Origin of the sequence: Streptomyces roseochromogenus subsp. oscitans DS 12.976 (genome assembly GCF_000497445.1) — a bacterium.
Lineage (GTDB): Bacteria > Actinomycetota > Actinomycetes > Streptomycetales > Streptomycetaceae > Streptomyces > Streptomyces oscitans.
Window position 1 is genome coordinate 4445035 of sequence record NZ_CM002285.1, and the last position, 11372, is coordinate 4456406.

Annotated in this window: 8 protein-coding genes and 2 pseudogenes; 7 read left to right on the top strand and 3 right to left on the bottom strand. The window is 69.8% G+C overall.

Features of this window, described 5'->3' with window-relative positions; genetic code table 11:
• The first annotated feature begins 1496 nt into the window (after nt 1-1496).
• The 5 genes and pseudogenes from rpmF (at nt 1497) to M878_RS68890 (ending at nt 4442) form a co-directional block, all read left to right on the top strand.
• Nucleotides 1497-1667 carry a 50S ribosomal protein L32 gene (gene rpmF / locus M878_RS94495; protein ID WP_078630633.1) on the top strand — a complete coding sequence of 57 codons (171 nt, stop codon included), beginning with the start codon at nt 1497-1499 and terminating at the stop codon, nt 1665-1667.
• Nucleotides 1668-1673: 6 nt separating this feature from the next.
• Complete coding sequence (locus M878_RS68875; protein ID WP_023548047.1) at nt 1674-2855, top strand: GTP-binding protein; 1182 nt, start codon at nt 1674-1676, stop codon at nt 2853-2855.
• 57 nt (nt 2856-2912) lie between these two features.
• Nucleotides 2913-3776, top strand: coding sequence for a trypsin-like serine peptidase (locus M878_RS68880; protein ID WP_031225281.1), 864 nt, complete (start codon nt 2913-2915; stop codon nt 3774-3776).
• 179 nt (nt 3777-3955) lie between these two features.
• Nucleotides 3956-4144 (top strand): hypothetical protein, encoded by a 189-nt coding sequence (locus M878_RS68885; protein ID WP_023548051.1) that lies wholly within the window; start codon nt 3956-3958, stop codon nt 4142-4144.
• Nucleotides 4141-4442 (top strand): annotated as a pseudogene (locus tag M878_RS68890) (PIN domain-containing protein). The gene M878_RS68885 and the pseudogene M878_RS68890 overlap by 4 nt, the downstream one beginning before the upstream one ends.
• A 458-nt stretch (nt 4443-4900) precedes the next feature.
• Here M878_RS68890 and M878_RS68895 read toward each other — a convergent pair.
• A complete protein-coding gene (locus M878_RS68895) occupies nt 4901-6112 on the bottom strand; it encodes a S53 family peptidase (protein WP_031225282.1) in 1212 nt (403 codons plus the stop codon).
• Between the two features lie 533 nt (nt 6113-6645).
• On the opposite strand from M878_RS68895, the gene M878_RS68900 reads away from it, so the two are divergent.
• Nucleotides 6646-7653 carry an LAETG motif-containing sortase-dependent surface protein gene (locus tag M878_RS68900; protein ID WP_031225283.1) on the top strand — a complete coding sequence of 336 codons (1008 nt, stop codon included), beginning with the start codon at nt 6646-6648 and terminating at the stop codon, nt 7651-7653.
• A gap of 510 nt (nt 7654-8163) precedes the next feature.
• Nucleotides 8164-8419: pseudogene (locus tag M878_RS99995) on the top strand (RNA polymerase sigma factor); the annotation flags it as partial.
• Nucleotides 8420-8578: 159 nt separating this feature from the next.
• Here the strand turns inward: M878_RS99995 and M878_RS68905 are convergent.
• On the bottom strand, nt 8579-10576 hold the full coding sequence (locus tag M878_RS68905; protein ID WP_023548058.1) for a sensor histidine kinase: 1998 nt from the start codon (nt 10574-10576) through the stop codon (nt 8579-8581).
• A gap of 389 nt (nt 10577-10965) precedes the next feature.
• Nucleotides 10966-11187, bottom strand: coding sequence for a hypothetical protein (locus tag M878_RS68910; RefSeq protein ID WP_031225285.1), 222 nt, complete (start codon nt 11185-11187; stop codon nt 10966-10968).
• Between the last annotated feature and the right edge of the window lie 185 nt (nt 11188-11372).

Below are 11372 nucleotides of genomic sequence, written 5' to 3' on the forward strand. Positions count from 1 at the left end.
CGACCAGCAGCCCCAAGGGAATGCCCGTGACCAGTCCGCGCCTGCGCCACGGTTGCGGCGCGGCGTGCTTCGTTGCCCTCATACCCGTCCATCCGGTAGTTCGACTCGGCCTTCCGGCTCCCAGTTGCCGCAGGAGACGAGAAGGTTGCCGCCCCGACGCTGATTTCCCGGCGACGAGTGCACCGCACGAAAGGGATCTGAAGAACATCGGATACGGCGGCAACCTTTCCCTCCCGAGCGGCCACCCAGGGGTGCACCAACCACGGCGGGCGCAGTCAGCTGCGCCACCGCCACGCGCAGCCACACACTCCGATCGGGAGCCACACGTGTCACCTGACGACCCGACAACCACCGAGCAGCCGATGCCTCAGGGCCGTACGCACCGCCGTAGCCGAACGCGCCGCCACATGGTCGCGGGGGCGGTGGCGGCACTCGTGGCCGGCGCCGGCGCCGGCGCCCTGGCACTCAGCGCGAACGCCGCGCCGAGCGTCGACATCACGGTGGATGCCGGTACCTCCCTGGGCACGGTGCCCAGCACCGGCGTCGGCCTCAACACGGCCGTCTACGACCCGAACATGAACGACGCCACGGCGTCATCGCTGATGAAGGCCGCCGGAATCCGGCAGTTGCGCTTCCCCGGCGGCTCGTACGCGGACGCCTACCACTGGAAGACCCACACCCTCACCGACGGCAGCTGGGTCGCGCCCGGCACCGACTTCGACCACTTCATGGCCACCGCGAAGAGGGTCGGCGCCCAGCCGATCATCACCGCGAACTACGGGTCCGGCACCCCGCAGGAGGCCGCCGACTGGGTCAAGTACGCCAACGTCGACAAGCACTACGGCGTGAAGTACTGGGAGATCGGCAACGAGGTCTCCGGCAACGGGCACTACGGCAGCAAATGGGAGGTCGACAACCACGCCGACAAGAGCCCGAGGGCGTACGCGAACAACCTGGTCGCCTACGCGAAGGCGATGAAGGCCGTGGACCCGACGGTGAAGATCGGGGCGGTGCTCAACACTCCGGGCTCCTGGCCGGACGGGGTGAAGGCTTCCGGCGACGACGCCGACTGGAACAACACGGTGCTCTCCATCGCCGGCAAGTCGGTCGACTTCGTGATCATTCACTGGTACCCGGGCGGCACCGGCACGGCGGACCTGCTGAACACGCCCGCCAAGATCGCCGGTGCCACCTCCGCGGTGCGCTCGCTGGTCAACACCTACGCAGGTGCGCACGCCGCCTCGGTCGAGATCGCGGTCACCGAGACCGACAGCTCCATGTCGCCGGCCCTCACCAGCCAGGCCGCGGCCCTGTTCGCGTCGGACACGTACATGAACAAGCCTCCGGCTTCGCGAACGTCCGGCACACGGTGGAGTTGTCCGGGGTGTGCCCGGACTGCGGCCGAAGGTGACGCACAGAAACTAGATAGTAATGGGATCCATTTTCATGTAGCGTCTGCATGCCGCCTTTACGTGCATCCATCGAGGAGGACCCCCATGGCCGTTCCCAAGCGGAAGATGTCCCGCAGCAACACCCGTCACCGCCGCGCCCAGTGGAAGGCGACCACACCGACGCTCGTACCGGTCACCGTCGACGGCGTTTCGTACCTGGTGCCGCAGCGGCTGGTGAAGGCGTACGAGCGCGGACTGCTGCGTCCCGAGGACTGATCGTTCATGCCCACCGCCGCCCGACTGCCCGTCACCGTCCTGTCCGGATTCCTCGGCGCCGGCAAGACCACCCTCCTCAACCACGTCCTCGGCAACCGCGAGGGACTGCGCGTCGCGGTCATCGTCAACGACATGAGCGAGGTCAACATCGACGCCGCCCTGGTCCGCGGCGGCGAGGCAGCCCTGTCGCGCACCGAGGAGCGCCTCGTCGAGATGACCAACGGCTGCATCTGCTGCACCCTGCGCGACGACCTGCTCGAAGAGGTCGACCGGCTGGCCCGCGAGGGCCGCTTCGACTACCTGCTCATCGAGTCGTCCGGCATCTCCGAACCCATGCCGGTCGCCGCCACCTTTGCCTTCGCCCGCGACGACGGCGCCACCCTCAGCGACCTCGCCCGCCTGGACACCATGGTCACGGTCGTCGACGCCGCGGGCTTCCTGCCAGAGCTGGCAAGCGGCGACGAGCTCGTCGAGCGCGGCCTCGACCAGTACGAGGACGACGAACGCACCGTCAGCGACCTGCTGATGGACCAGATCGAGTTCGCCGACGTCATCGTGCTCAACAAACTCGACCTGGTGGACGAGGATGCGGCGGACCGGCTGCGTGCGACGCTCACCCGCCTCAACCCCGCAGCGCGCATCGTTCCTGCCGTTCACGGCCGCGTAAAGGCCAGCGACGTACTGGGCACCAGGCTGTTCGACCTGGAACGGGCCCAACAGGCCCCGGGCTGGGTCATGGAACTCAACGGCGACCACGTCCCCGAGACCGAGGAGTACGGGATCTCCTCGACCGTCTTCCGCGCCGAACCGCCCTTCCACCCCGAACGGTTGTGGACGTTCGTGACCAAGGAGCTCGACAGCGGCGCGTACGGGCAGATCCTGCGCTCCAAGGGGTTCTTCACGCTGGCCAGCCGCCCCCGGGTGACCGGCCTGTGGTCACAGGCCGGCTCCGTCGCCCGCTTCGAGCCCTCCGCCCCCCGCGACACCGACAGCCCCACCGGCCAGGAACTCGTCTTCATCGGCACGCACCTGCACGCGGACGCACTGCACGCGGCCCTGACCGACTGCCTCATGGCCGACCACGAGAGTCTGCCGAGCGCGGACCCGTTCCCCGCCTGGGGCACCTACAGCACCGACGACACCTGCGAGCACGAGGATCTCGAAACCGTCGGAGGCGGTGGATTGTGACGGGAGCCTCCCGGTGAAGCATCTCCCGAATTCCCGGCCCGTGTCGATAATCATCTTGTGCGCTCGCTAGCCAGGAAATCCATCCTGCCCCTGACGCTGGTCATCATCGGGACGGCCGCAGTGGTGAGCGACGCCGCGGAGAAATCCCATACGGCCAGAAGCAGCGGGCGCAGCGGTTTCGGCAAGTCCGGAGAGCCGGGTCAGCGCCAGTCCCCGCAGGACCAGGACTTCTCCGCGACGGCCCCGGCCAAGGACGGCAACGCGTACACCCCCCGCAGGACCGAGGAGAACGCCCGGGTCGGCGCGGTCTTCGAGAAGGACGACCAGGGCGCCCACTTCTGCACGGCGAGCGTGGTGCGGAGTCCCGGCCGGAACATGCTGATCACCGCGGCCCACTGCGCCTTCGACGCCGACTCCGGACAGCCGCTGAACGACCTGGTCTTCGCCCCCGGCTACCGCGACGGCGACGAACCCACCGGCCTGTGGAAGGTCAGCAAGGTGGTCGTCGACGACCGCTGGGCCACGTCGCAGGACGAGGACCTCGACTTCGCCTTCCTCGTCCTCGACCAGAAGGACGGCAAGCACATCCAGGACGTCCTGGGCGGCAACACCCTCGGCATAGACCGCGGCTTCGACAACAAGGTCAAGATCACCGGCTATCCCGCCAGTCGCGACACCCCGGTCTCGTGCCAGAACCGCACCACGAAGTTCAGCGAGTACCAGTTGCGCATCCAGTGCACCGGCCTCGAGGACGGGACCAGCGGCAGCCCCTGGCTCGCCGACTACGACCCCAAGAGCCACACCGGCACGGTCATCGGCGTCCTGGGCGGCCACGAGGGCGGCGGCGACCAGGACGATGTCTCCTACGCCGCGTACTTCGACGACGACATCGCCAAGCTCTACCGACGCGCCCAGGACTAAGGACTGAGTTGGCGCACCGGCCGCCAAGGGCAGCTTCGCCAGTTGTCCGGCCGGCGCTCGCTGCCAGAGCTCGGGTCGTCGTCAGCCGCGCAGGAGGGGGCCCTTCACCTACTCGCGCACGGCGTGCCCATAGCGTGCCCATAAGACCTGGGCCGGCGGCAGCCGTGGCGCTGAGCGCGATGGTGGTGGTCCGCTCCAAACGATTGCGGCTGATCTGCCGCTCCCTGAAGGAGACCGTGAATACCGCGCTGCGCGAGGTGCTGGAGAACCGACGGCGGGCCCTGGTGCTTACCCGCCTACGGGCGTCGGCGGAAGAGGGCGCCTTCGACCTCGGCCTCCTCGAGGACAAGGAGAACTACCGCCGGTGAACGCCGCGCAGTTCCTGATCGACACCAGTGCGCTCGCCCGACTGCTTCGCGGCGACGCCGAGCAGTACGGGTGGGACCAGGCGGCAGCCGCCGGGCTCATCGCCACCTGCCCCATCACCGAGCTGGAGCTCTTCTGCAGTGCGCGTTCCCCTGCCGACCGCGCACAAGGCATCGAAGACACGCGCATGCTCCCGAGTTGCAGGGGCTCACTCTGCTGCACCGCGACCGGGACTTCGAGTGCATCGCCGCCGTCACCGGCCAGGCACTCCAGTGGTACGGCCCCGAAGCCGGCAAGTGAGCCGGTTGCAGGCGGGACACTTCGCCGGACGGCGCTGCACTCGCGAAGTGCTCCCTGCGCTGGACATGCGAACCTGTCGAGCCGTGCCCACAGCGTGCCCGCATGAGCGGACAACCACGGTCAACAGCGGAGCGAACTAGTTCTCGCGAGGCGCTCATCATCGCGTGGGTGACAACCGGTGCCCCCGCCGCAAGTCCGGTCGAAGTGAGGACGGGCACCGGCACGGTGTGCGGCGAGTTGGTCCTGATCGACCAGCAACGGGTGGTGGTCAGGACGAAGGCGGATGGCACCGTCTCCGTGCCACGCGCGACCGCTCTGAGCGTTGTACCGACCAGAGGCTGCAATGCAGAACCGTGACACGAGTGGGCCGGTGCGCCGTCCTTCCGGGCATACGGACAGACCTGCGCCGTCCGGCCGGGCGGCCGGACGGCGCAGGGGTGCGGTTTCAGTCAGACCGTTCAGCCGGTGAAGGCGGCGGTGCCGTTCGGTGTGCCGAGCCCGGACGGGCCGTCGTAGCCGGTGGTGCCGGTGCACAGGTACGAGCCTCCGCAGCTGCCGTTGGAGCCGCTGGTGACGTCGTTCAGCGCCGAGGTGTGGGCGTACGGGAAGGACGCCGGGTAGGAGCCGGAGGACGGGGTGCCGGCCAGCGCGTAGACCGCCGCGATCAGCGGAGAGGAGGCGCTGGTGCCGCCGAAGACCATCCAGCCGGAGCCCTGGCCGTAGGTGTCGTACACCGCGACACCGGTGTTCGGGTCGGCGACCGCCGAGACGTCCGCGACCGTGCGGTTCGCGCAGCCGGAGTCCTTCTGCCAGCTGGGCTTGGCGTCGTACGCGGAGCAGCCGGAGCCCGCGCCGCTCCACACCGTGTCGGTCCAGCCGCGTGTGTTGGAGGCGGTCTGCAGGGACGTACCGCCCACCGCCGTCACGTACTTGGAGGCCGCCGGGTACTCGACGCCGTAGCCGCCGTCGCCGGAGGAGACGGTGATGGCGACGCCCGGGTGGTTGAAGTAGGTGGAGTCGTAGGTCGCGTCACTGGAGGACTCGGAGCCGCCGTAGCTGTTCGAGACGAACTTCGCGCCCAGCCTGACGGCGGTGTTCACGGCCGTGCCCAGGTTGGTCATGCTGGAGGAACTCGCCTCCACCAGCAGGATCTTGCAGTTCGGGCAGGCCGCGCTGACCATGTCGAGGTCGAGGGAGATCTCCTCGGCCCAGCCGGAGTTGCCGCGCGGGTACTTGGTGCCGCCGTTCTGGTCGACCTTCTTGAAGCAGCCGCCCGCCGTGGTGCAGGCGGACAGGCCGTACTGGGAGCGGTAGACGGCGAGGTCGGACTCGGCGTTGGGGTCGTCGTAGGCGTCGACGATCGCCACGGTCTGGCCCGAACCGCCGCTCGCGGACGGCAGGTTGTACGCCGACTGGAGCGAGGCGGGACCATAGCCGGAGGGAGCGGCGGCGGCCGTCAGAGCGCTCTCGGCGTGCGCCGAGGCGGGGGTGCCCGCGGTGACCTGAAGGGCGTTGCAGGCCATCACGTCCTTATGCGTCGGGGCCGCGCAGGCGTGGGCGACGGTGACGCCGTGGGCGGCGGCCTGGGCCGCCTGGCCGACGGGGGCGGCCAGGGCGAGAGCGGCCGTGGCGAGCGTGGCCACGGCGGTGAGAGAAACGGTTCTGCGCAACGTACGTCCTCCACATGGTGGGGTGTACCGGGAAGGGCTGTGGGGGGTGCGCGGTACGGCCTCGGCGCGGGGTGTGCGCCATGGCCGCGCAGAACGTATGGATGTCAAGGGCACATCAACAAGACGGACGGTGAAGCGAGAACGTTTCTTTACCTTTCCTGGAGAGTTCGTGTGTAGTTCATGGGCAGGTCATCGCCGAGAGACGGCCCGACCATGGCTTGACCGACCTGGGTGGCGGTACGACCGGATACAGTCGGCCCCGTTCGACAAAGGGCGAGCCCTCCCGGGGAGCCGGTTCAGCAGCTCGGACCCGGGCCGGACGTGAGGTTCTTCACAGAGAAATCGAGGAGCCGAGAGCAACTGCACCTTTCGCTACGGTCTGCGGTCGCCGGTCTGGTCATGGCTGGATCCATCTGCTGACAGAGCGCCAGTGCGGTCCCTTCGAGCCGCCTTAGGATCAGCGCCTGCCGCACCGCGTGCCCCCACCACCGCTACGGCCTCTCGGTTTTCTTTTGTTGCCCAGAAGAGGTCTCATGAAGCTTCGCCGTACCCTTGTGGCGGTCGCGACGGCCGCTGCCGTCGCCCCCGCCGCGTTGACGATGGCAACCGTGGCCTACGCCGACGACGGCTCGGTCTCGGCCACCCCCACCGCGAGCGCCTCCGCCTCCGACGCGCCCGTCGGCGCCACGGCCTCCGCGACCGCGAACGCCACGGGCTCCGCCACCCCGAGCGCGGCTGCCGACGGGACCCCGGTCGCCACCGCCTCCGCCACCGCCACGCCCGTACCGACCGCCACGCCCACCACGGAGCCCACCGACCTCGGGTTCTGCGAGGACCAGAACCCGAACTACAAGGCCACACTCCGGATCGCGCTGAGCGGCCTGCCCGGCAAGATCGTGAAGGGCAGCGGCTGGCACCCGTTCAAGATGACGGTGACCAACCCGTCGAAGGACGCCATCAAGGACATCACGCTCGCCGCGGGCGTAGGCCCGCTGAACGGCGACGACCCGTTCACGCTCAAGCAGGTCGTGCTCCAGGCGTACGACCCGGACGCGAAGCAGTGGTTCAACGTCACGGACGACGGCACGCACTCCCTCGGCTCCCTGGGCCCGGGTGACCTGCCCGGCAACACCTCGGTCGGCCTCAGCTTCCGGCTGAACGTCACCGCCAAGGCCCCGGTCGGCAAGGCCCTCACCATCGGCCTGGGCGTCTACCCCGACACGAAGAACAACTGCGTGGCGACGGGTTTCGCCGCCTACAAGATCGACATCGTCAAGCCGGGCACCAGGACCACCGGCTCCAACCCGGTCCCGCAGACCGGCGGCAAGTCTCCGCTGCCGTCCAAGGCCCCGGCCAAGAACGGCACCTCCCACGTCGTCCCGGTCTCGGACACGACCGCGGCGGGCAAGGGCTCGCTGGCCCACACGGGTGCCTCCTCGGCGCTCCCGCTGATCGCCGGTATCGGTGGCGCGGCCGTGGTGGTCGGCGCCGGCGCGGTGTTCGTCGTGCGTCGCCGCAAGTCGGGCGGCACCGCGGCCTGACGCCGTAACCAGGCCGCGAACGAGCCGAGGGCCCGCATCCGGACACGGGTGCGGGCCCTTTCGCGCGATGAGGCCGGTCTGAATGCCGTGGCCGTCGGCAGCCTGCCTTCCTCGTCCGGGACGTACTGGCCCACGTCCGAGAGCCCGTCGACTAGGCGCTGGGCAGTCACGCGTGGGGAACGGTCGCCTCCGGGGGTGCCGCCCGGGCCGCCGATCCGGCCATCGGACTGGCCGGACTCGTGCACTACGACGCCTGGATCGCCGTCGCCGGCAACACCGCCTCAAGACCCTCACCACCTGGTGCGAACTCCTCGGCTTCTTCCCCGGCTTCGCCACCGACGCCGGCGCGCTGATCTCCGGATGGGACGTCGCGGGCGTCGTGGAACGGGTGGGGTCCGACGCCGGGGAGTTCGCCGTGGGGGACGAGGTCTTCGGTTACGTCCGTTACGTCCGTAAGGACGGGTGCGGACGGCAGGCACTCTCTATGAACCGGCGTGAACGAGGACCGACTTGGGCCAGGTACGGCAGCCCCGGCGCGTGCAGGCGCGCGACGGGGAAATCTGGGCGCGGTGGTCGCGCGGGCCCAGGAGGGCGACGAGACCGCCTTCGCGGTCGCCTACCGGATCGTTGGCCGGGCCTGCTCGGCTGCCTGCACGGCATCGTCGGCGACGACGCGGAGGACGTGGCGTCCGGCGCGTGGCGGGAGACAGCCCGCGGCCTCGGGCGCTTCAAGGGCGACGGCGCGGGCTTTCGCGGCTGGACCGCGCGACGGGCAGGATCGGCGAGTCCGGTGACAACACCGGCAGCACGGACACACAGCCGGGAAGGGCCGGGCGGGCGGCCAGGGGCGGGAAGCACGAGTAGCCCGCGCCGCGATCCACGCTTCCCAAGCTGGGAGCGCGAGTTCGACTCTCGTCACCCGCTCTTATTGCAGCCCCAGGTCGGTGGCCTGGGGCTTGCCCTCGCCGCCGGCGTACGCGGTGGTCGAGGCGTCCGGCTGCTGGACGAGCCTGGTGGGCAGGGCGACGTACGCCGTGACGCCCGAGCCCTCCGTGGGACGCAGCTCGACATGGGCGCCGAGGCGGGTCGCGAGCGCCCCGACGACGTGGTGGCCCAGGAACCGGGTGGGCGCGGCGAGCCGGAAGCCATCCTTGCCGGACAGCAGGGCGTTGGCCTGGGCCATCCGCTGCGTGGTCATCCCGATTCCCCGGTCGACCACGGCGAGGCAGTACTCGCCGCCGTCCCGCCAGCCGTACACCGCGACCGGCTGCTGGGGCGGGCTGAACATGAGCGCGTTCTCCACCAACTCGGCGAGCAGATGCGAGAGTTCGGCGACACAGTGGCCGCGGACGCGGCACTGCTCGATGTCGGTGACAGCGACCCGCTGGTACTGCTCGACCTCGGAGACGGCCGACTGCACGACCTCGGTGACGGTGACCGTGCCGGGCCAGCGGCGAGCCGGGGACTCCTCGCCGGCCAGGACGAGCAGGGACTCGGCGTTGCGGCGCATGCGCGTCGCCAGGTGGTCGAGCTCGAAGAGTTCGGCGAGGGCGTCCGGGTCGAGTTCCTGACTCTCCAGGGTGGTGATCAGGCCCAGCTGGCGGCCGAGGAGCGCCTGGTTGCGGCGGCCGAGACTGGCCAGGGACTCGGTGCTGTTGCGGCGCAGGACGGCCTGTTCGACGGCGAGGCCCACGGCGGTGCGCTCGACATTGCGCAGAGCGGCGGCCAGCCGTGTGATCTCCCGTGCGGTGCCGGGGACTTCGGCCGCCTGGGGCGCAGCGGGGGGCGGGGTGTCGGGGTCGGCCTCCTGGATGTGCTTGACCACGTCCGGCAGCCCGGTGCCCGCGACTGCGTCGGCCTCGTCGGCCAGGGCGCCCAAGGGGCGGGTGATGGAGCGGGCCGAGAACACCGCGAGTGCGGAGGCCACGGCGAGGATCAGCGCGCCCAGCGCCAGGAAGCCGACGAGTTCCCGCGTGGCCGCGCCCGCGACCTGGTCCGCTCGTGCCCGTACGTCATCACCGACCTGTTTCTGCACGCCGTGCAGATCATCGACGAGCGTCGTCATGTCGGCCCACCAGCGGGCGGGGTCGACGTCGAGGGACGAGCCGTCGGCACCCGCCTCGGCCTTGGCCTCGTACCCGCTGACGCGGCGGGCGGCAGCCGTCTTGAAGGCGTGGTCGAGGGACGACTTCTCCGCGCTGTCGGCGAGCTGGCGGAACTGGCCGAGGGCGGCGACCCGCGTGGCGCGGACATCGGTGAAGTCGAGGTACTCGCCGGAGCGGAAGCGACGCGCCGCGAACACGCCGTTCAGGGAGCCTCGTTCGAGGGCTACGGCCTCCGTGGCACGCGCCAGGGTCTGCAGCGCCTGCACGCCTTGCGCGACACGGCGGTCACCGTCGGGTGCACCGGCCCCTTCGGCATCGATCAGGGCGGTGACGGCCCCGGTGTAGAAGCGGAGTGTGGCAGTGCGGTCCGCCGTGCCGGTGTCGACGGCGGTACGGGTTGCGGTGAGGTCGACGAGCGGGAGCTGGGCCTGGCGCAAGGCGGAGACCGCGGCCCCGGGCAGATCGCCGCTCCCCCGCGAGAGCGCCGCCCTCAAGGACGTACGCGCGATGTCGGTGCGCGCCCGCTGCCCGCGGACCTCGTCCCGGTACCGCTCAGCGCCGTTCAACAGGCCGTTGGTCAGGCCGCGTTCACGCTGGAGCTCACGGACGAGGTCCTGCTCCCGCAGCAGGATGCCGGCCTGGGACTCCGTGGCCCGTGCGGCGGACCAGTCGTGGGCGCGGCCGGCAACACCCAGCCCGGTCAGGGCGAGGAGCAGACAGGTGGGTACGGCAAGGACGATGGCCATACGGCCGCGGATGGAGCCCCAGCCGGGGATACGGACGGACTGGTCAGGTCGGCGGATTCGGTTCCCCCTCATGCCCCGCGAGGCTAGAGGCGGCCCGGTAGGCGCCTCGTTTCCCGTTCGTAAGACATCGATTCACAGGTGCTCACCCGACGCGGGCAGCGGCTGTGAGAGGGGTTGATGAGGACGCGGCCAAGGCCCTCGGTTCCACCACCGCGACCCGCCTTGGGCTACGCGGCACGTATGCCCGTGGCGGGCCCCTGTTCCTCCTCGAACAGGAAGGCTTCGTCTTCCCCGAAGTCCGGGGCCTGGAAGGGGTTTGTCGCCGGAGGCGGCGATGCTGGAGCGGTACAGCGGGGCTGCCCTTCCAGGGCGGAGAACAGCGACGTCAGATCGATGAGAGGTCTCGCTTTCGTTGCAGGTCCCTGAAGGGGCCTGGCGTTCCATGACCGGGCACAGCGGTCCTACAGCTTGGTCATCTTGGCGTACGGGCTCAAGATCCGCATTTGTTCCGAGCCGAAATCCACGAGTGCCGCGATTCCGTCCTCGATGCCGATCACCCGGCCGAGGCCGTAGACGTCGTGTGTGACCTGGTCGCCCACGGCGAAGTGCTTGGGAGTCGGCGCGGCCGGGGCCTTGAAGGGACTGGTGGGCAAATGGCGCTTCGGTGCAGCAGGCTTTGTCATTGCCCCTAGTATGCGCCTACGAACTGCGCTGGTGGCTGCCTCGCTGATCGTGGGACTCCACTCCAGCAAGAGCCGAGCCTGCCGACCGGCCAGCAGACGCCCGTACCCTTCGTGGTATCTACGGCGTCACATAGCGGGCGCACAACACTGGAGGCAATACCTCGTGCTGATCGCTCAGCGTCCTT

Bases quoted from the DNA above. Each gene is read 5' to 3' on its own strand.
- rpmF (WP_078630633.1), top strand. From the start codon at position 1,497: ATGGCCGTTCCCAAGCGGAAGATGTCCCGCAGCAACACCCGTCACCGC.
- M878_RS68875 (WP_023548047.1), top strand. From the start codon at position 1,674: ATGCCCACCGCCGCCCGACTGCCCGTCACCGTCCTGTCCGGATTCCTC.
- M878_RS68885 (WP_023548051.1), top strand. From the start codon at position 3,956: ATGGTGGTGGTCCGCTCCAAACGATTGCGGCTGATCTGCCGCTCCCTG.
- M878_RS68900 (WP_031225283.1), top strand. From the start codon at position 6,646: ATGAAGCTTCGCCGTACCCTTGTGGCGGTCGCGACGGCCGCTGCCGTC.
- M878_RS68905 (WP_023548058.1), bottom strand. From the start codon at position 10,576: ATGAGGGGGAACCGAATCCGCCGACCTGACCAGTCCGTCCGTATCCCC.
- M878_RS68910 (WP_031225285.1), bottom strand. From the start codon at position 11,187: ATGACAAAGCCTGCTGCACCGAAGCGCCATTTGCCCACCAGTCCCTTC.